Source organism: uncultured Pigmentiphaga sp. (assembly GCF_937950555.1).
GTDB lineage: Bacteria > Pseudomonadota > Gammaproteobacteria > Burkholderiales > Burkholderiaceae_B > Pigmentiphaga.
Window position 1 is genome coordinate 123292 of sequence record NZ_CALFCW010000020.1, and the last position, 19724, is coordinate 143015.

The 19724-nt window shown below is 64.9% G+C and carries 16 protein-coding genes and 1 pseudogene; 7 read left to right on the plus strand and 10 right to left on the minus strand.

Annotation, left to right across the window (positions count from 1 at the left end):
- Positions 1–56: 56 nt before the first annotated feature.
- From Q0319_RS04755 to Q0319_RS04765, 3 genes are all read right to left on the minus strand, one after another.
- On the minus strand, positions 57–1031 hold the full coding sequence (locus Q0319_RS04755; protein ID WP_299451285.1) for an alpha/beta fold hydrolase: 975 nt from the start codon (positions 1029–1031) through the stop codon (positions 57–59).
- A complete protein-coding gene (locus Q0319_RS04760; protein WP_296468118.1) occupies positions 1028–1978 on the minus strand; it encodes a bifunctional helix-turn-helix transcriptional regulator/GNAT family N-acetyltransferase in 951 nt (316 codons plus the stop codon). Before Q0319_RS04760 ends, Q0319_RS04755 begins: the two co-directional genes overlap by 4 nt.
- Before the next feature lie 153 nt (positions 1979–2131).
- Positions 2132–3025 carry a dioxygenase gene (locus tag Q0319_RS04765; RefSeq protein WP_296468120.1) on the minus strand — a complete coding sequence of 298 codons (894 nt, stop codon included), beginning with the start codon at positions 3023–3025 and terminating at the stop codon, positions 2132–2134.
- A 133-nt stretch (positions 3026–3158) separates the two neighbouring features.
- Here Q0319_RS04765 and Q0319_RS04770 point away from each other — a divergent pair, with 133 nt between their 5' ends.
- Positions 3159–4076, plus strand: coding sequence for a LysR substrate-binding domain-containing protein (locus Q0319_RS04770; RefSeq protein WP_299451289.1), 918 nt, complete (start codon positions 3159–3161; stop codon positions 4074–4076).
- Between the two features lie 21 nt (positions 4077–4097).
- On the opposite strand, the gene Q0319_RS04775 is transcribed toward Q0319_RS04770, so the two are convergent.
- From Q0319_RS04775 to Q0319_RS04785, 3 genes are read right to left on the minus strand one after another with little or no spacing between them, the layout of a single operon-like run.
- Positions 4098–5249, minus strand: a complete 1152-nt coding sequence (locus tag Q0319_RS04775; protein ID WP_296465690.1) for a CoA transferase — start codon at positions 5247–5249, stop codon at positions 4098–4100.
- A gap of 48 nt (positions 5250–5297) precedes the next feature.
- A complete protein-coding gene (locus Q0319_RS04780; protein WP_296465687.1) occupies positions 5298–6266 on the minus strand; it encodes a tripartite tricarboxylate transporter substrate binding protein in 969 nt (322 codons plus the stop codon).
- 54 nt (positions 6267–6320) lie between these two features.
- Positions 6321–7139, minus strand: a complete 819-nt coding sequence (locus Q0319_RS04785; protein ID WP_299451292.1) for a citryl-CoA lyase — start codon at positions 7137–7139, stop codon at positions 6321–6323.
- A 235-nt stretch (positions 7140–7374) separates the two neighbouring features.
- Between Q0319_RS04785 and pcaB the strand changes: the two genes are divergently transcribed.
- Both pcaB and pcaD read left to right on the plus strand, forming a co-directional pair.
- Positions 7375–8748: a 3-carboxy-cis,cis-muconate cycloisomerase gene (gene pcaB, locus Q0319_RS04790; RefSeq protein ID WP_299451294.1), complete on the plus strand. Its 1374-nt coding sequence runs from the start codon at positions 7375–7377 to the stop codon at positions 8746–8748.
- Between the two features lie 2 nt (positions 8749–8750).
- Complete coding sequence (pcaD, locus tag Q0319_RS04795) at positions 8751–9920, plus strand: 3-oxoadipate enol-lactonase (protein WP_296465668.1); 1170 nt, start codon at positions 8751–8753, stop codon at positions 9918–9920.
- 97 nt (positions 9921–10017) lie between these two features.
- Here pcaD and Q0319_RS04800 read toward each other — a convergent pair whose 3' ends face one another.
- From Q0319_RS04800 to Q0319_RS04810, 3 genes are all read right to left on the minus strand, one after another.
- Positions 10018–11868 (minus strand): PhoX family phosphatase, encoded by a 1851-nt coding sequence (locus tag Q0319_RS04800; protein ID WP_296465665.1) that lies wholly within the window; start codon positions 11866–11868, stop codon positions 10018–10020.
- Positions 11869–12030: 162 nt separating this feature from the next.
- Positions 12031–12804, minus strand: a complete 774-nt coding sequence (locus Q0319_RS04805) for a citryl-CoA lyase (protein ID WP_296465662.1) — start codon at positions 12802–12804, stop codon at positions 12031–12033.
- A gap of 54 nt (positions 12805–12858) precedes the next feature.
- Positions 12859–14448: an AMP-binding protein gene (locus Q0319_RS04810; protein WP_296465659.1), complete on the minus strand. Its 1590-nt coding sequence runs from the start codon at positions 14446–14448 to the stop codon at positions 12859–12861.
- A gap of 148 nt (positions 14449–14596) precedes the next feature.
- On the opposite strand from Q0319_RS04810, the gene Q0319_RS04815 reads away from it, so the two are divergent.
- The 4 genes and pseudogenes from Q0319_RS04815 to Q0319_RS04830 all read left to right on the plus strand — a co-directional run bounded on the left by Q0319_RS04815 (position 14597) and on the right by Q0319_RS04830 (position 19180).
- A complete protein-coding gene (locus Q0319_RS04815; protein WP_296465657.1) occupies positions 14597–15571 on the plus strand; it encodes a tripartite tricarboxylate transporter substrate binding protein in 975 nt (324 codons plus the stop codon).
- Between the two features lie 72 nt (positions 15572–15643).
- The gene (locus Q0319_RS04820; RefSeq protein ID WP_299451299.1) at positions 15644–16336 is read left to right on the plus strand and encodes a GntR family transcriptional regulator; all 693 of its coding nucleotides are present in this window, start codon (positions 15644–15646) and stop codon (positions 16334–16336) included.
- 458 nt (positions 16337–16794) lie between these two features.
- Positions 16795–18072 (plus strand): annotated as a pseudogene (locus Q0319_RS04825) (malic enzyme-like NAD(P)-binding protein); the annotation flags it as partial.
- A 145-nt stretch (positions 18073–18217) separates the two neighbouring features.
- Positions 18218–19180 carry a D-2-hydroxyacid dehydrogenase gene (locus Q0319_RS04830; RefSeq protein ID WP_296465651.1) on the plus strand — a complete coding sequence of 321 codons (963 nt, stop codon included), beginning with the start codon at positions 18218–18220 and terminating at the stop codon, positions 19178–19180.
- A 34-nt stretch (positions 19181–19214) separates the two neighbouring features.
- Here Q0319_RS04830 and Q0319_RS04835 read toward each other — a convergent pair.
- On the minus strand, positions 19215–19724 hold a 510-nt coding region (locus tag Q0319_RS04835), incomplete at its 5' end, for a 7-cyano-7-deazaguanine synthase (RefSeq protein ID WP_299451301.1).

The following is a 19724-nucleotide window of genomic DNA, read 5'->3' on the forward strand; positions in this document are numbered from 1 at the left end:
TGGGCGCTGGCCAAGGCTCGGGTGTCTGGCAAGGACTGGCACCACGCCGGAAACGGCTAGCCAGGTGGCCACGCCCGGGCAGGCACGCCGATCATCCGGCTGATCGTCCCGCGGTCCGCGCCCCGCAGCCAAGCCAAGGCCACCGGCCACAAGACGTCCTGGAAATCGCTGTGGAAAAAGGCGAAATGGCCCACCTTCTCCCGGCCGATCTCTCGCGGCGCAATGCGCAAATGCGTGCGCTCGCACCGAATGAAATAGCCTAGCGCGCGGTCGATGGCTTCGACGGTCCCGAACGGGTCGTCCGTCAGGCTGATGGCAAGGATGTGGGCGCGCGCCTGCGCCGCGGGCAAGCCGGCATCCCGGAACTGGCGGCGGGCGCTGGGACGGTCTTCATAGCGCGGCGTCGGCGCACTCCAATCCCGCGCCACGCCGGCGGGCGCGTCTTCCAGCCACCCGAGGCGGCGCCCTGGGAAATAGCCGAACACGCGCGCCAACGCCGGCATGACCACATGCCATTTGAGCGCCATGCGCCATCGCGCCCCGGCCCCGTAATCGCGCCAATAGGCAAATTGCGCGCCGACGGTCACCATGCGGCTGATGTACCGGTTCGACGGAGCCAGTGCCGGAGCCCATCCGCCAAAGCTGTGTCCGACCAAATGAACCTCGCGTCCCGCCCACATGCGTGTCGCGTACTCGAGCACGGCTTCGCAGTCGAGCGCCCCCCAATCCGTCCAACTGGCCTGGAAGCCGCGCAGGCGCCCGGGACGCGAATGGCCGATGCCGCGGTAGTCATAGACCACCGCATCCATGCCGTTGTCGTACAGGTACTGCGCGAAGCGAAAGTAATAACGGCTCTTGACCGAGGTTGCCGCGTTGATGACCACGACGGGACGCGGGACCAACCGCGGGGCATCCACGCCCCGCCAAACGAAGGCGGCGAGCGGATAGCCGTCCGCGGCCGGAATGGTGATGGCCATGGCCGCGCCCGGCAGGTCGATGCCGCTCGCGGGAGGCTTGGACAGGGCGCTCACGGACGGCTCCGTTCGAATCGCTGCTCGACCACTTCCGTTCCCCATTGGTCGCCGACCCACTCCTCGGCGAGCACGAAGCCGTGGGCCTCGTACAGGCGGTGCGCGGCGTCGAGGCCTTGGAAGGTCCACAGCATGATCTTGGGGAAACCCTGTGCGTCGCAGAAGGCCACGGCTTCATCCAACAGCTTGGCGCCTATGCCGGCGCCGCGCATGCCTTCTTCCACGATGAACCAGCGCAGATGCGCGGCGTCTGGGCCGAGGGCGTCGCCGTCGATGGCCACGGCGCCGACGATGCGGTCGCCGAGCAGGGCAGTCCAGATTTCACTGCGCGTCGAGGCAGGCCGCGCGCAGAACTCGGCAAGCCCGCTGGCGACCTTGCCCTCGAAATAGGCGCCGAATCCGGCCGCCCGGGCATAGTAGCGTCCGTGCATTTCGACGACCCGGCCCACGAGGCCCGGCCGGTAACCCCGTTCGATGCGAACGGGAACGGCCTCGGCTTTGCCGGCCCCGCGCCCGGCCAATGCCTGCGCGTACGTGCGCAGGCCGCACTCCACCGCCTGCCGCTCGGCGGCGGACAGCGGCGCAAGCGCCTTGGCGACCTGTTGGCTGCCATAGGCGTCGATGGCGGCCAACGTGCGGCGGCCGCGCGCCGTGAGCGTCAGCAGCTTGACCCGCCCGTCCTCAGCGCTCGGCGATTCCCGCAACTCGCCAGCTTCGATCAGCTTGCGAACCATGCGGCTGACGCTGGATTTCTCTAGCTTCAGCCGCTCGGCCAATTGGGCCGCCGCAAGCGCACCATGGCGGCCGATCTCGACGATGGCGTGCACGGCCGAGGGCGGATAGTCCGTCGCCGCCAAAGTGGGCTTCATGAAGCCCAGTTCCCGCACGATTTGCCGCGACGCTTCGCGGACGCAGTCGATCAGCGGCGATTCCAAGACAACCGCCATGGCACCTCCGATATGGTTGTACGGTACAACCGTATATCGAAATGCCCCGGTCCGCAAATCCCGGGCAACCGCCTGGCCTTCCCGCGATGCCGTCCCCTGCGTCATCGCGGAGCCGATACTGCCGGCCACCCGCCTCCGCGCAGGAACGACACGCTACTTTGCCGCAGCGAGCCTGAAATCGTAATGTGCTTCCCAGTAAGGGCGGTCCATCACCCGTCCGTCGCTGGCCGTCCCTGGCTCCATGCGCTCGAACGGCACGATGAGGCTGTCCCGCACGCCGAACACGACGTCCGTCTCCAGGTAGGGGCTGTTAGCCACGAACAAATGCGTCGCGATGGGAACATGGCCTTCGGCCGACACGATCATGTGGATGTGCCCAGGCCGGTTGGGATCGCGCCGCATGTGCTCTATCATCCGGCCGACCGGTCCGTCCATCGGGATGGGATAAAAGCTCGGCTTGATGGACCAGAACCAATACCGCCCTTCCTCGTCGGTGCGAATGCGGCCACGCGCCCGCATTTGGGCATTGCCTTCGAGCTGCATGTCGTAGACGCCTTCGCCGTCGCCAGACCAGATGTCCAAGAGCGCGCCCGCCAAAGGACGTCCCTCCGTATCGGTGACCCTCCCGTGATAGAAAGCCGGCTCGCCGCGCACGCCGGCGCCCAAGTCCGCGCCAAGCGGCAGGTCGGGCGCCCCCTCCCAGTAATACGGGCCGAGCACCGTGGCTTCGGTCGCAGGCGTCACCGCGTTGGTGCTCGCCTTGCTGGCGCGCATCTGCGCCAAGGCCACCACCAGCATCGACAAACCCAGGGTATCCGAAAGCAGGATGAATTCCTGGCGCTTGTCGGTGCACGTCTGTCCCACGGCAGTCAAGAACTGTATCGCCGCCATCCACTCCTCGGAACGCAGATCGACCTTGCGCGCAAACGCATGCAAATGCTTGACCAGCTCCGTCATGACGAAGCGGAACCGCTCATCCTCACAGCCGGACAACGAAGCAATGACTTTTTCCGTCAAGTCCAGCGCGCAGGTACTCGTTGCATCCATACTCACCTCTCTCCTGATAGTTATCGTCAGCGGCCCCATCGTCGGCGGGCCTGCTTAAGCAAGCGGCGCCGCGACCGGCGTCCTGCCGTGATAATCTGGCCCACTTCTATGGGAAGGACAGCCGTCGCACGCCATGGAACTTCGCCATTTACGATATTTTTCCGCCCTTGCGGAATGCCTCAACTTCACGCGGGCGGCAGAACGCGTCCACGTCACCCAGTCCACGCTTTCCCACCAGATACGGCAGCTGGAAGAAGAGCTCGGCCACGTGCTGTTCGAACGCATCGGCAGGAAGGTCATGCTCACCGAGGCCGGCGAAACCTTCTTGGGATACGCGTCGCGCGCCTTGCGCGAAGTCGACCAGGGGCTGGGCGAGCTGCGCCAGTCGTCGGGCGCCCTGAAGGGAGAAGTCCGCATCGGGGCGACGCTCACCTTCAACATGAATTTCCTGCCCGAATGCCTGGCGCGATTCATGGGCAGGCACCCCGGCGTGAAGATCTTGGTCGAGGAGCTATCCGCGCAAGACATCGCCAACGCCCTCATCGCGGACCAGCTGGACCTCGGCGTGGGGTACCAGCCCACCGACCCGGAAGCGCTTTGGTTCGAGCCCTTGCACAACGAAGAGATGGTCCTGGTGGTTTCCGCCTCCCATCCGTATGCCAAGCGGCGCCGGCTCAGGATGGTGGAATTGCACAAACAGCCGTTGGTACTGCTGTCCTCGCAATACACGACGCGCCGGCTACTGGACGAATACTTCGCAAGCTGCGGCGCCGAGCCTCTCGTCGTGGTGGAAATGAACGCAGTCATGCCCATGATCGGCCTGGTTGCCAAGACGCAGCTGGCCACTATCATCTCTGAACACGCGGTGCCTGAACGCAGCGACATCTGCGTACTCCCGCTCGAGAGCCCCAATCCCATGCGCACGCCGGGATTACTGTGGAAACGCGGCGCCACGCCGCGCCCGACGGCCAAAGCGCTCGCGACCGAGATCCGGCGCATGGCGCTCAAACGCAGCCTGCGTAAGTTTGCCGCGGCATCGGGCAAGACGTAGCGCGTGCCGCGCCGGGCCCGCTCAGCGCCTCGCAGCCAAGCGTTCACGCACCGCCCCCAACACGGCATCGTTGTGCTCGCCAAGCGTAGGCGGGGCGGTCACCTCCACAGGACGTTGCCCGTCGTAGGAAACCGGCGAACGTACTGTCCTCCAGCGCCCCACGGTAGGATGCTCAGTCTCGACTTCGAGCTGCAGGTGTTTCACCTGGGGATCTTCCAACACTTCGCTGGTGTCGTACATCGGCGCATGCGGCACGTCCTGCGCTTCGAGCCGCGCGCACCAATAGGCGCGCGGGTGGGCGGCAAATGCCTCGCCAAGGATCTCGATGAGTTCATCTTGGTTGCGGATGCGCCCCTCCCGCGTGGAAAAACGCGGGTCTTCCAGCAACCCAGGGCGCTCGATCGCCTGCACGAGGCCGCGCCAGAATTTCTCGGGCGAAGACATGTGCAAGGCGATCCATTTGCCGTCCTGGCACGCCAGCACATACGACTGCGAGACGCTCGGCCGGCTATAGGGCCCCATGATTTCGCCTTCGGAGAAATAGTGCGTAAATGCGTCCAGGTTGAAGTGGCACATCGCCTCCAGCATGGAAACGTCCACCCGCCTGCCCACGCCGGTGCGCTGGCGTTCGATCAGCGCGCCCAAGATGCCGTATGCCGCATAAAAGCCGGTCAGCGCATCGGCCATCGCCGGGCCGACCACGCGCGGGTTGGCAGGATTGACGAGCAAGCGTAGAAAGCCGCTCGCGGCCTGCGCCACGGTATCGTAAGCGGGGCGGCGCGCAGCCGGCCCGTCCTGCCCGAAGCCGCTGATGGCGCAATAAATGAGCCGAGGGTTGATTTCGCGCAGCCGATCCGAGCCCGTACCCAGCCTCTCGGCCGCCCCCGGCCGGAAATTCTGGATGTAGACGTCGGCCTCGCGGACCAGCTCGTCGAACACTGCCGCATCTGCCGCCACCTTGGTATCGAGCGTCACGCTCTTTTTATTGCGGTTATAGGTCTGGAAATGCGGGCTATAGAGACCTCCCCGGAATGCCCGGAACGGATCGCCCGTCTGCGGCTGTTCGATCTTGATCACCTCGGCGCCAAGATCAGCCAGCAGCATGCCGGCCGCCGGCCCGGTAATGAACGTCCCGTGTTCCAGAACCTTGATTCCCTCGAGTACCTTGGGCATAGATGCTTCCATTGAATGCGTGTTCGCTGCACCCGGCAAGCGGGCAGTTCAATCAACGTGAATATTGCGCGTCTTGGCGATGCGGCCGTAGATTTCCGCGTCCCGCTGCACCATGGCCGCCATCTCGGCGCGGCTCACGCCCAGCGGCTCCGAATTCAGCTCCCGTATGCGCCGCTGCAGGTCAGGATTCTTGCTGGCCTCCAGCAAGGCGGCATGCAACCGCTCAAGCACGGCCGGGGGCGTTGCGGCGGGGGCCCAGAAGCCATGCCATGACATCATCGCGAGATTCGGCACGACTTCCGCGAACGTCGGCGTATCGGGCAGCGCAGGATGGCGCTGCGGGCCCGAGTAGGCGAGCGCCTTGACCTTGCCGGAGGCAATCAGCGGGTGGGCGCTTGCCATGGGCTCAAGCACCACGTCGACTTGCCCGCCCATCAGGTCGGGGATGGGAGAAGTCCGATACGGGACGTGCAACATATCGGTCTTGGTTTCGTCCTTGAGCCATTCCATCACCAAGTGAGAGGGACTTCCCGCTCCGTATGACGCGTGTGAAATCGAACCCGGCTTGGCTTTCGCCTGTTCCAGCAGCGCCTTGAGAGAGCTTGCAGGAAACTGCGGCCCCGCGATGAGCACCAGCCCCTGGCTCATTGAGGTCGAGAGCGGAACCAGGTCTTTTTCCGGCTGGAACGGCAGCTTGCCGTAGATGAACGGGTTGATCGTGAACGCCGTCGAAACGTTGTACAGGATCGTGTACCCATCGGCCGGCGCCTGGGCCACCGCTGCGCCGGCGAGGTTGCCCGCAGAGCCCGGCTTATTCTCGACGACGAACGGAACGCCCAGCGTCTTGGTCGCATATTCCCCATACATGCGCGCAAATACGTCCGGCGGCGTTCCTGCCGCGAACCCGACGATCACGCGTATGGGCTTGGTGGGCCACTCGGGGGAAGCCGCCGACGCTGCCGTCGCGGCGAATAAAGCCAAACCGAAGCATGCAGCCAGCCATTTCGTGGTTTTCATTCCTTGTCTCCAGCTCTCGTTCTTTTGGACGCCGCCGGCTAGCAGCGGCAGATGTCAGGGGTGGGAGGAAGTACCGCCCGCCCACCCGGGAGGAACCTCGCCTTCGTACACCACTTCGCGCGAGGCCTGATAAGAAAGCGCAAATCCAATGGAGTGCTCGACCTCCTCGGTCAGGTGGGCAATCAAGCCCGCCGTTCTCGCAAGGATGGGCACGCCCTTCAACGCCGCCACCGGATAGCCCACGTCCAGCAGCACGGCCGGAATCGCGGCCGACACATTCAGCTTGAGGTCCTTCCCGACAACAGCGGGTATGACGCGCTCGACCGCCTCCGCAATGGCAACGAAGCGGCCCCTGCGGCCATGGCGCGCCGCCACGTCGAACAAAGCGTCGACGCGGGGATCCCGCGCCTTGTGCAGGGGGTGCCCATAGCCCGGGATCGCGCGGCCGGCGGCCCGGTAGGCGCGCACCACGGATTCGGCCGCCGCGGCGATCTCGCCTTGCGGCCCCGCCTCGCGGTCGATTTCGCTAAACATCCGGCCAGCATTCTCTGCGGCGCCGAGAATGACGGAGCCGCAGCCCAGGATGCCGGCCGCCACCGCGCCTTGCATCGCCTCCGGTGCTGCCGCCAGCGTCATGCGGCTGGCCTGGACACTAGGGACGAGGCCGTGTTCAGCAATCGCCACCAAGGTGGCATCGAGCACCGCCGCGGCCGCCGCATCGGGGCGCCGGCCGGTAACCAGGAGGTGGAAATAATCGGTGAAGGAGAGCTTGCCGATGAGGTCGGCACAGAGATCGCTTCCGCGAACCACGATGGTGTGTTCGTCCGAAGTGGAAATACGCGTCCGGGGCTGGGTTTCCTTACCGATTTTCATGCTGTCGTCCTACGGTTGCCGTTGGCGAGATCTTAGGCAACCGAGGGCGAAGACAGAAATGATGATGTTCAATGCATACCATCGTTGGTATCGATGGGTGCCGAAGGCGGACGCACAAAAAAATGGCGCTGGCCGTCTCCCGGGCGTCGGCCCGAAAACAGCACACCCGTCATGCTATCGTCATGCCCATTCCCGCCGACCGCGCGGGAGGCCTCTCGATACGGCAACCGACATCATGGACGCTCTCAACGCATTCTTCTCGACGCCGGCAATTCGCGCACTCTGGACCGATCAAGCCGTGATCGCCGCGATGATCCGCTTCGAATCGGAACTGGCCGCCGCCCAGCGCGACTGCGGCGTCATCCCGGCCGACGCGGCCGCTGCAATCATCGATGCCTGCTCGACGTTCACCATCGAGCCCGCCAAGCTGGCCGCCGACGCCCGCGTGGCCGGCACGCTGGCCATCCCGCTGGTCAAGGCACTCAAGGGCGCCGTCGCAAAGAAGGATGACCGGGCAGCGGCTTACGTGCACTATGGCTCGACCAGCCAAGACATTGCCGATACGGCGCTGGTTTGGCTCGCGCGGCAATCGCTCGACCTCTTGCTGGCGGATCTCGTCAAGCTCGGGGATGCGCTCGCCGCACAGGTCGAAGCGCATCGCCGCACGCCACTGCTGGGCCGCACCCTGGTCCAGCCGGCGGCACCCGTCACGTTCGGCTGGAAGCTCGCCGGCTGGCTCGATGCGGCCGGGCGATGCGCAGTCGCCCTCAAACGCGCCGGCGACGAAGCCTGCGCGCTGCAGTTCGGCGGGGCCAACGGCACGCTGGCCACGCATTACGGGGAAGGGCAACGCGTGGCCCGGGCGCTGGCCGAGCGCCTGCAACTGGAAGTTCCCGCCATTTCCTGGCAAGGAGGCCGGGACCGCCTGGCCCGCCTGGGCAGCGAGCTCGGCATCTTGTGCGGCGCGCTGGGCAAGATCGGACGCGACGTATCGCTGCTCATGCAAGCAGAGGTCGCCGAAGCCTTCGAACCCAGCGGGGAAGGGCGGGGCGGCTCATCGGCCATGCCGCACAAGCGCAATCCCGTCTCCAGCATGTATTTGCTTGATGCGTCCTACCGCGCGCCTTCGCTGGCCGGCATTCTTGCAGGCGAGCTGGCCTCAGAACACGAGCGGGGCCTGGGCACCTGGCCCAATGCGCTTCCCGTGCTCGCCGAGCTGTTCAGCCTCGCGGCCAGTAGCATTGCCGCCGCACGGGACATCGCAGAAGGCCTGCGCGTGGATGCGGACGCGATGCAGGCCAATATCGACCGCCTGTACGGCGTCGTCTATTCCGAAGGCATTTCGCTGAAACTGTCGGCCCTGCTCGGGCCGGCCCAGGCCCAGCGCATCGTCGGCCAAGTGTGCGAACAGGCGATCGCCCAGCGCACGCCGGTGGCCGAACTGCTCAAGCGCCTGCCGGAAGTGACGGCCGTCTTGAGCGAGGAAGACATCGACACCCTGGCCGGCCCCGCGCCCCAGGTCGCTGCCTGCCAGCCCATGTGCAGCGCCGTGCTGTATCAATGGCAAGAACAAAAAGCACTACTGAACTCGCAAACTCAGGAGGACTGAACATGCCACACGTTCTGAGCGGCGACGCCCGCATTTACTGGCGCAGCGACGGAGACCCGAGCCTTCCGCCGCTGGTGCTCGGCAACTCCATCGGCACCGACTTTTCAGTGTGGGACGACGTCCTGCCCCGCTTGATGCGGCACTTCCGCGTCATCCGATTCGACGCGCGGGGCCACGGCGCCTCCGACGCCCCGGCGGGCGACTACACGCTCGAGCAGCTCGGCAATGACCTCGATGCGGTGGCCACTGCCGCGGGCTGCGATACCTTCGACTACGCTGGCGTTTCGCTGGGCGGCATGGTGGGCATGTGGTACGGCATCAACAAGCCACAGCGCCTGAAGCACCTGGTGCTCTGCAATACGTCGGCGCAAATGGATCCCAAGGCCTGGCAGACCCGCATCGACACCGTGCGCGCCAACGGCATGGAAAGCATCGTCGACATGGCGATGGGCCGCTTCTTCACGCCCGAATACGTAGAACGCAATAGCATCGCCTATCAACGCGTACGCAACACGTTCCTGCAGACTTCGCCGACCGGGTATACGGGATGCTGCGCCGCCATCCGCGACATGCAAATCGCCGACGACCTGCAGCGGATCAATGTCCCCACGCTGGTCGTAACCGGCGAACGCGACATTTCCACGCCGCCGGCCGCAGGCGAATTCATCGCCGGCAAGATCCCCGGCGCCATGGTCCGCATGCTGCCCGCCGCCCACATCGCTGCGAACGAAGTTCCGCTGCAGTTCTGCGACACCCTCATCGAGTTCCTGACCGAGCCCCCGGTCACGACCGAACAGGATCGGTACGAATACGGCATGGCGCGCCGCCGCCAGGTGCTGGGCGCAAGCTATGTCGATGCGCGCACCGCCTCGATTACGCCCTTCACGCGCCGGTTCCAGGCCTTCATCACCCGCTACGCGTGGGGAGAAGTCTGGACCTCGAGCCGCTTCGACGACACGACCCGCCGGATTGCCGTGCTGTCGATGATGCTGGCAATGGGCCGCTGGGAAGAATTCGAACTGCATGTCGGGGCGGCGCTGCGCGCCGGCATCGAACCCGCGCTGATCGAAGAAACCCTGGTCCAGGCTGCCATCTACTGCGGCGTGCCCGCTGCCAACACGGGCTTCCAGCTCGCCGCGAAAATCATCGAGAAGCACAAGCAGCAAGGTTGAGGAGCGGGCTCGCGGCGCCGCAAGATGTCGCGCCGCGATGCCTCCGAAACGCGCCGACTTCCGTTCGCAACGGAAGTCGGTTTTTTGTCGACCTCGCTCAGGCGCCCACGGGTTTGCCATCGAGCCTGCGCACGACTACCGTCGCAGACCGTGCGTCATTGCCCGCGACCGTGTTCCAGCCCTTGTTCGGATGCTGGATGTTGATGAAGAACGTCGCCAGGTCCGGGGTGTAGGCGATGCCCGTGATCTCGCACCCTTGCGGTCCCACCAGGAATCGCTTGGATTCGCCAGTTTCCTGATCGATGTAGTACATCGCGTTGTTGCCGAACACGCTGACGTAGGGCCCGTCGACCGCGGTATTGCCCATGTCGGTCTGTACCCACAGGCGGCCCTTGGGATCCACGCGTATGCCGTCCGGGCTGGAAAACACGTCTCCCTTGATATTGCCCGTCACGTTTTCGGCGACACCATCCGCCTCGTCCTGGCCGCCCAGCAGCAACAGGCTCCATTCGAACGTCGTGGCGAGCGGCGAGTCATTGCGCTCTCTCCAGCGGATGATGTGGCCATGAAGGTTGTTGGCGCGCGGATTGGCAGCGCTGGGGCGCTGGCGGCCGCTGTTGTTGGTCAAGGTGCAATACACCGTCTTGTCCGCGCCCACGGTGATCCACTCGGGGCGATCCATGAGCGTGGCGCCCGCCACCCGCGCCGCGGCCGCGGTGTTGACCAGAACGTCGGCCTGCGTGTTGAAATCGATGATGGTACCGGTCACGACCTCGCCGGTCGGCCGCTGGGTGAAGTTGCCCGGATCGGTAGCGCCCGCCGTCAGGTTGTTCTTACCTACCGTCAGTTCGACCCAATTGCCGGTCCCATCGTCATTGAAGCGCGCAGCGTACAAGGTTCCCTCGTCCAGGAGGTCTTTGTTGTTGGCGCGATTGGCCGGATCGTACGGCTTGCTGGGCACGAATTTGTAAATGCAGCCGGGTGTCGAATCATCCCCCATGTAGAAGGCGACGCGGTGATCCTCGTCCACCATGTAGGCCGTATTCTCGTGGCTGAAGCGGCCCATGGCGGTACGCTTGACGGCTGTCGAATCGGGATCGTAAGGGTCGATCTCGACCACCCATCCATAGCCCTCGGCCGGCTGTGACGGATCCAGGTAGTTGTTGGTTGTTTCTTCGCAGGTCAGGTATGTGCCCCACGGCGTATCGCCGCTCGAGCAGTTGTTGAGCGTGCCGGTCACGGTCTCTCCCACCCGCGATTTGGCCGGCCCGCCTACCTTATAGACCGTGTTGCCGGTATAGCGCTTGTTGTAGCGGGAGTCCGTCTTGAGCGACCACTTTCCATCTTCGCCGCGCGCGATTTCGATCACCGATACGCCCACATTGGAGAGGCGGGTCTTGACCGCATAGGGGCCGCTCTCGTCCAGCGTCGCGGAATCCATGCTTTCGTGGTTCACCGCCAGCAGGCCGCCCCGGTTCGGGTCTACACCCTCGAGCGGGTAGTAGTGCATGCCATCGTGCTGTCCTCCGGCCTGGGTTTCCGTCGCTGGCCACGACTGCTTGATCCCGACATAGCCAGCAGACCCGATCACGCACTTGTCGCCCGCGGAGTACAACACCTCGGCCACGTAGCCTTCGGGCACGGTTACCGTGTCGGCGGTGATCTTGTCATCCAACGGCTTGAACGTGACCGAATAATCGGGCTCGACCGGACCGGCGCCGCCGTCACCCGGACCCGGTTCCGTCGCGGGATCATCCCCGTCGCTGCCACACGCGGCGAGCGAGGTTGCACCAAACACCGAGAGCACCGACAGGCCCAAGCTGTTTCTCAACCACGTACGGCGCGCCGGATTGGCAGCGACGATCTCTTCGAGCATTTGGCCGGGAACGGTGAGCTCCCCTTCGGCTTCGCGGTACGGGGCCCGCAACTTATCTGTCAGGTAGGACATTCAAACCTCTTTGCGTGGAGAACGATCGTCCGGCTGCCTGGCAGCCGATCCGAGCGCGAGGTTAAAAGTCCTTCGTGACACCCGCGTGACGAAACAAAAAAAGCGGACGATGCGCGCGTCCGCCTGCAAACTTAGCCGCGAGCACCGTCCTGGCGCGGCGGTTCAGCGCAAATGCGCCGTGGCCTGTTCCTCGACCATGGCCTTGATCTCGCGGGCCATGGGATCGCGCAACTCTTCCAGCACGTGGGCCACCAAGCCGATGGCGCGGGACATGACGCCGATGCCCCGCACCACGTTCCAGGGGACGCCCAGTTCGCTGGCCACTGCCGCGATGGCGCCCGTGGCGTTGACGGGCAAGTGCTTGCCCAACCGGGCTTGGGCAGCCTCGGCCACCGCCTGCATCAAAGCCATGTACGGGCCGTCGAAACCGTTTTCGCGGGCGATTTCGTATAGCCGCGGCGCGCGTGGATCCACCGGCTTGTGGATGTGGTGCCCGATGCCGGGCACGGTGCGCCGGCGAGCGGCATGCTCGTCGACGATGCGCGCCGCGAGCGCGGCGATGTCACCGGGCTGGGAAGGATCCGGCAGGGCCTCCTGCAACATGCGGGCGGCGTTCTCCATGCTGCCCACGAAGACGCTGCCCAGGCCGCTCAAGCCCGCTGCCACCGCCGCCTGCATGGCCTCCGGTGCCCCCGACAACGTCAAGCGCGTGACTATGGCGCTCGGGGTCATGCCGTGCTCGACCAGGATGACGGCCAGCGCATTGAACACGCGCGACTCGCGCTCGTTGGGCAGGCGGTCCATCATCTCCAGAAACGCCATGTCGCCGAGCGACACCTTGCCCATGATGTCCCGGCACAGGTCCAGGCCCTTGATGACGATCTTGTCTTCGGTGCTCCAACAGATGTCGGTTCTCAATTGCTTGCGCTTGGCCATGGGCCTGTCTCCTTCGATGGTTCGTTCACATTGTGCCCGATGCGGGCCGCCGTTTCAGGCTTGCATGTCCACCATGCGGGCCTTGACCTGCGGGTCCTCGCGCAGCACGTTCTTGGCGATCTTGTGGGTAGGCGTGTGGGGCAGCTCGTCCAGCAGCGCCACGTAGCGGGGCACCTTGATGGCGGCCAGCTTTGCGCGACACCATTCGGCAACTTCGCGCTCCGTCAGCGACGCCCCCTGGCGCGGCGCAACCACCATCAGGATCTCGTCTTCGCCCAACTCGGACGGGACGGCGAGTGCCGCCGCTTCGAACACGGCCGGATGCTCGTTGACCACCATTTCGAGTTCTGCCGCCGCGATATTCTCTCCTCGGCGGCGGATGATGTCCTTCTTGCGCGAGATGTGGAAGAAGAACCCGTCCGCGTCGCGCCGCACGAGGTCGCCCGTCTTGAGCCACTCGCCCTCGAAAGCCTGGCGCGTCTGCTCGGGATCGCGGAAGTAACCCTGCATGACGATAGGCGTGGATACCCATAGTTCGCCCACTTCGTCCACGCCGACGTCCCGGCCCTCGTCGTCCACCACCCGGCAGCGCGCCCACGGGCGGGAAGGGTCGGGATGCGCACCGACCACGCCCATGCTGCCGGGCTTGTCTGGCCCATCGTAGGGGTTGCAGGTCACGCCCGGGATTTCGGTCATGCCGAAGCCGGAGAACAAATGACGCACGCCGAACTCGTCGCGGAACACTGGCGCGGATTTCTTGCGCACGCCATACACCACGCGCAGCTTGTGGTCGGGCCGGTATTCGCTGCGGTCGCGCGATGCGAGGATGGTACCGATGGCCTCGATGATGTTGACCACGGTCGCACCGTTGTCTGCCGCCACCTGCCAGAACGTCGAGGCCGAAAACCGCGGCACCAGAATCATGCTGGCGCCCGACGCGAGGACACCGCCGACCGAATAGAACAGCGCGTTCATGTGGAAGAACGGCAGGATGATCATCACCCGGTCTTCGGGTTGCAAATGCACGCGCGCCACGTTGGCCTCGCCGGCGGTCACGAGGTTGTACTGGCTGTGCATCACGCCTTTGGGAAATCCGGTGGTGCCCGACGTATAGATGATGACGCAGGTATCGGTCGAAGCCGGCAACGGGAGCGATGCCGCGGCATCGTGCTGCAGGGCCGCCTGCAGCGAATCCGGATCGTCCTGCGGCGCGTCCGTCACCATCAGCCACGGACGCGTCTCGAACTCATCGGCGATGGGACGGATCAGCCCGAGCAGGCGCGACTCGGCCATGATTCCCTGCACGTCGGCATGCCGCAGTGCATAAGTCATCTCGCGCGGCCCGAAGTCCGGATTCACTGGCACCATGATCGCGCCCAACCGCGCCAGCGCGAACAGCGCCAGCACGTGCGCCCTATCGTTGCGCCCCGCGATGGCCACCCGCATTCCGCGCGAAATGCCGCGCGCGGCCAACGCTCCAGTCAGCCGTTCGTATAGCTCGCCGAACTGCCGCCAAGTCCAGCGGACGTCGTCCTGTACCAGGAAAAGCTCATCCGCCCGGCTTGCACAGCGGCTTCGGAATGCGTCGTGCAAGGTCCCGTCATGCGGGCGATAGCTGTTGATCACGCCGAGAGGGCTCTTCATGGCAAAGCTGCTTCGCGAGTCGACCGAGCCGGCAGTTTACTTAGTGAATACCCACGTGCACAATTGTATTCACAACTATGAAACGCGATGATGAGTCGCGCCGCCTTCCGTTTATGTACGGGCGTTAGGCCCGCTCACAGGAGGAGACATGAAGTACGCCCTCGGCGCAGCCCTTTGCTTGGCCGCCTTCGCCCTGCCCACCCACGCGGCACCGGCCGACAACTATCCCGAGAAACCCGTTCGCATCGTCGTGCCGTTCGCGCCCGGCGGCGGGGGCGATTTCATCGCCCGCGCCTTCTCCGACAAACTCTCCCAGACCATCAAACAGCCTGTCATCATCGAAAACCGAGGCGGTGGCAATACGGTCACCGGCACCGAGGTCGTCTCCAAGGCCGAGCCTGACGGCTATACGCTGCTGATCGTCAGCCCGAGCTTCGCCACCAATCCGACGCTGCTACCCAAGCTGCCGTACAAGACCCCCGACGACTTTGCCCCGGTGGGGCTCGTCATTACCTACGCCATGGGCCTGGCCGCGAGATCCTCGCTCGAGGCGGACGACATCCCGCAGTTGCTCGAGCTTGCGCGGAAGAACCCGGGCAAGCTCACGATCGCTACCTCCGGGGAAGGCTCGGCCACGCACCTGGCCACCGAGCTGTTCAAGGCCGCAACCCAGATCAACATCGTGGACGTTCCCTATCGGGGTGCCGGCCCAGCCATGCTGGACGTCGCGGGTGGACAGGTCGACCTCGCCTTCACCGGGCTGTCGCAAATCAAGCCGCACCTGGACAGCAAGCGCGCCAAGCTATTGGCCACCTCGGGCCGCAACCGGCTGAAATCGGCGCCCGACGTCAAGACCATTGCCGAGCAGGGCATCAAAGACTTCGAAGCCGTGGTCTGGTGGGGAGTCTTCGCTCCGGCTGGCACGCCCAAGCCCATCATCGACAAGATCAACGCCGCACTGCGGACCAGCCTTGCCGATCCCGAGGTGGCAAAACGCCTGGAAGTCATCGACGGCGAGGTCCACGTGTCGACGCCGGAAGAATTCGATCGCTTCGTGAGGTCGGAGATCACACGCTGGGCGACCTTGCTCAAGCCTTCCAAGGCTTCGCAGGCTGGGCGCTGACCCGCGACCGGGGGGCAAGGCGGGGCGCCAGCTTCGGTATGATCGCTGCTTTCATCCGCCTTGCCTCCGTCCATGGCCAAATCCAAGACGACGCCTGACGCATCGAGCGCGAAGCGTCTCGGACAGTCCGCACACTCGCGCAGCGAGCAAGCCTATCGATACGTACGCCAGGCCATACTCTCGGGCGAATTGGCCCCAGGCACCCGGTTGCGCGAAATCGAACTCGCAGGGCTGCTGGGGCTGAGCCGCACACCCGTGCGCGAAGCTTTGGGGCGCCTGGAGAGCGAGGGGCTTGTGGTAAATGAATCAGGCCGCGGCCTGGTCGTGACTGAGCTCGATCAAAGCATGATCAGTGAGCTTTACGTCATGCGCGAGGTACTCGAAGGCACGGCGGCGCGCCTGGCCGCCCGCCACGCGTCGGACGTGGAGATCTCCGCGCTGCGCGAAATCGCAGACCTCGATGCGCAATGGATCGACCAGCCCGAACTGCTGGCCGCCAACAACCGGTTCTTCCACGAAACCCTCTACCGCTGCGCCCACAACCGATATCTGCTCAAGACGCTGAACTCTTTACAGGAGTCCCTGTCGCTATTGGGCCCGACCACGCTGGCCGTACCGGGCCGTGCGCAAAGCAGTTCGCGCGAGCACCAGGAGATGGTAGCCGCGCTAGAGCAGCGCGACCCCGACCTAGCCGAACAGATCACGCGCGAGCACATTCGCGCGGCCTATAAGGCCAGGCTCACGCGCATGCTGCGAAGCGTTTGACACCGGCCGGCAAGCTTGCGTCGCCCATCCAAGTTGCCCCTGCGCAACTGTGGGCGCCAGCCGCCGATAAAGGAGGACGCGCACCGATAGAGCAGGGCGTGGCGAGCCGCGTGCCGCGCGCGCCGCGTTGCGGAAACGCGCGCATCAAGACGGGAACGGGTTGTTGCGCAGCGTAAGCAGTGACCACATCGCCGCTTGATATGTATTCGTGAGGCATGTCGCTCTCATCGGTAAAGCGCGGCGGGCAAGAAATGCTGCATTGCATGATCTCCTCGCTGCGTGATGGCCCTGCTTGCCCGTCAGGCATGCGGCGGCCCACGCATTCATTTCGCCTGCCCAGGCAGGCGCGATCAGCCAGGCGCCGCCGGCCCGGCCGCAATAAATCCTCAGTATTCTTCGTTGAAGCGGGCATACAATGTGATTTCACGTGCTGCTGATCGTTTCACATATCAAACAGAATGGATCCCTCACTTACCGAGAAGGCTCTCGCCTATCACCAGTTTCCCGTCGCCGGAAAAATCTCCGTCGTCCCCACCAAGCCGCTCGACAACCAACAGGACCTGTCGCTGGCCTATTCGCCCGGCGTCGCTGCCGCGTGTGAAGCGATTGCCAACGAACAGCAGGCCACGCGCTATTACACCTCGCGGTCCAACCTGGTCGCGGTGATTTCGAACGGCACCGCCGTGCTCGGCCTGGGCAACATCGGACCGTATGCCGCCAAGCCCGTGATGGAAGGCAAGGCTTGCCTGTTCCAGAAATTCGCCGGCATCAACGTGTTCGACATCGAACTCGCCGAGACCGATCCCGACAAGCTCGTCGATGCGATCGCAATGATGGAACCGACCTTCGGCGGCATCAACCTCGAGGACATCAAGGCGCCCGAATGCTTCTACATCGAGCGCAAGCTGGCCGAACGGATGTCCATCCCCGTCTTCCATGACGATCAGCACGGCACCGCGATCGTGGCTTCGGCCGGGATACTCAACGGCCTGAAGCTGGCCGAGAAATCGCTCGACCAGGTCAAGCTGGTGTGCTCGGGCGCCGGCGCCGCCGCCATTGCCTGCCTGGACTTGCTGGTCCGGCAAGGCCTGAAGAAGGAAAACATTCTTCTCGTCGACTCCAAGGGCGTCGTCTACGAAGGTCGCGATGCGTCGATGGAGTTCAACAAGGCGCGCTATGCCACCACCAGCCCGGCCCGCACGCTGGCCGAGGCGGTCAAAGACGCCGACGTGTTCCTGGGATGCTCCGCGGGCGGGCTGCTCAAGCCCGAAATGGTTGCCTCCATGGCGCTGCGTCCGCTGATCCTCGCGCTGGCCAACCCCGAGCCGGAAATCCGTCCCGAGCTGGCCAAGGAAGCACGCTCCGACTGCCTGATCGCGACGGGCCGCTCCGACTACCCGAACCAAGTCAACAACGTTCTCTGCTTCCCGTTCTTGTTCCGCGGTGCGCTCGACGTCGATGCGATGCGCATCACCGACGAAATGAAACTGGCGTGCGTGAACGCCATTGCAGACATGGCACAGCAACCCATCCCGCCGGAAGTCGCCAAGGCCTATCCCAACCGCAAGCTGGAGTTCGGCCCGGATTACTTCATCCCCACGCCGTTCGATCCCCGCCTGATTGGCAACGTCGCTGCCGCCGTGGCGCTGGCCGCGATGGATTCGGGCGTCGCCCGCCGGCCCATCGCCGACATCGACGCATACCGCGAATCCTTAATAAACTCGTCGCTCGCACGCTGAAGCCGGCTGGAAGGGCCTGCCCCTTCCAGTTTCGCAGCGCACGCTAAACCTGTGTCGTCACCCGCCGCTGCGTCGCAGCGGATCCGGCGCATCGCCGGTCCGCTGGCGAGACGGGGGCGGGCTCACTTTGAGAGAGCGCTCCATGTCGTCCCCGCACACAATCGTCTTCCTCGATCGCGCCAGCCTGCAGGCCACCATTCGCCGCCCGGCGTTTCCGCATACCTGGGTCGATCATGAGATCACGCGACGCGAGGAAGTCGTCGATCGGCTACGCGACGCATCCATAGCGATCACGAACAAGGTGCCGCTGCGCCGCGACGTGCTGGACCAACTGCCCCAGTTGAAAATGATCGCCGTCGCCGCGACGGGGACGGACATCCTCGATCTCGCCGCGTGCCAAGAACGCGGCATCGTGGTCTCCAATATCCGCAATTACGCCACGGCCTCGCTGCCAGAACATACCTTCGCGCTCATCCTGGCCCTGCGCCGCAACCTGCGCGCCTATGCGGCCGACGTCGAAGCGGGAAGATGGCAGAAGTCACAGCAGTTTTGTTTTCTCGACCATCCCATTCGCGACCTGGCCGGCAGCCGACTCGGCATCGTGGGCTATGGCGCGCTGGGACGTTCCGTCGCAGCGCTGGGGCGCGCCTTCGGCATGGAAATCTGCGTGACCAGCCGCACGCCGGTGGACGAACCGGGCGTACAGAACCTGCCGCTGCCGGAACTGCTGCGCACGTCCGACGTCGTCACGCTGCATTTGCCGCTCACCCCGGCCACGCGTAACATGATCGACCGCGAACAGCTCGCCTCCATGAAGCGCACGGCGTTGCTCATCAATACCGCCCGCGGCGGCTTGGTGAACGAAGCCGCGCTCGCCGAGGCCCTGCGCGACGGCACGATCGCCGGAGCAGGTTTCGACGTGCTGGACGGCGAACCGCCGGCCGACACCAACCCCCTGCTGCACGTCAAACAGCCCAATTTCATCCTGACGCCGCACGTGGCCTGGGCCAGCCAGGAAGCCATGCAAACCCTGGCCGACCAGCTGGTGGACAACCTGGAAGCGTTCGTCGCAGGCCAGCCGCGGAACGTCGTATTGCCCAAGTAAGCCGTTCGGGCGGCCCTCGCGGCCGCCCGCGTTCTCACGCGCCGCCGGACGCCTGCCGCCAGCGGCCGTATCCTGCGGCACGCAGTTCGCAGGCCGGGCAAGTGCCGCAACCATACCCCCAGTCGAAACGCTTGCTGCGATCTCCCAGGTAGCAGGTATGGCTGTATTCGGCGACGACCTCCACCAACGCGTCGCCGCCCAGGTCGGATGCGAGCTGCCAAGTCTGGGCCTTGTCCAGCCACATCAAGGGCGTCTCGAACGTGAAGCGCTGCCCCATCCCGAGCGACACCGCCACCTGCAGGGCCTTGATCGTGTCGTCGCGGCAGTCCGGGTAGCCCGAAAAGTCCGTCTCGCACATGCCGCCCACCACCACGTCCAGCCCACGGCGATAGGCGAGCGCGGCGGCCATTGTCAGGAACACCAGGTTGCGCCCCGGGACGAAGGTATTGGGCAGTCCGGCATCCGTCAGCCGGATCTCGGTCTCGCGCGTGAGGGCGGTTTCGCTGATCTTGCCGAGCACCGACAAGTCAATGGTGTGGTCTTC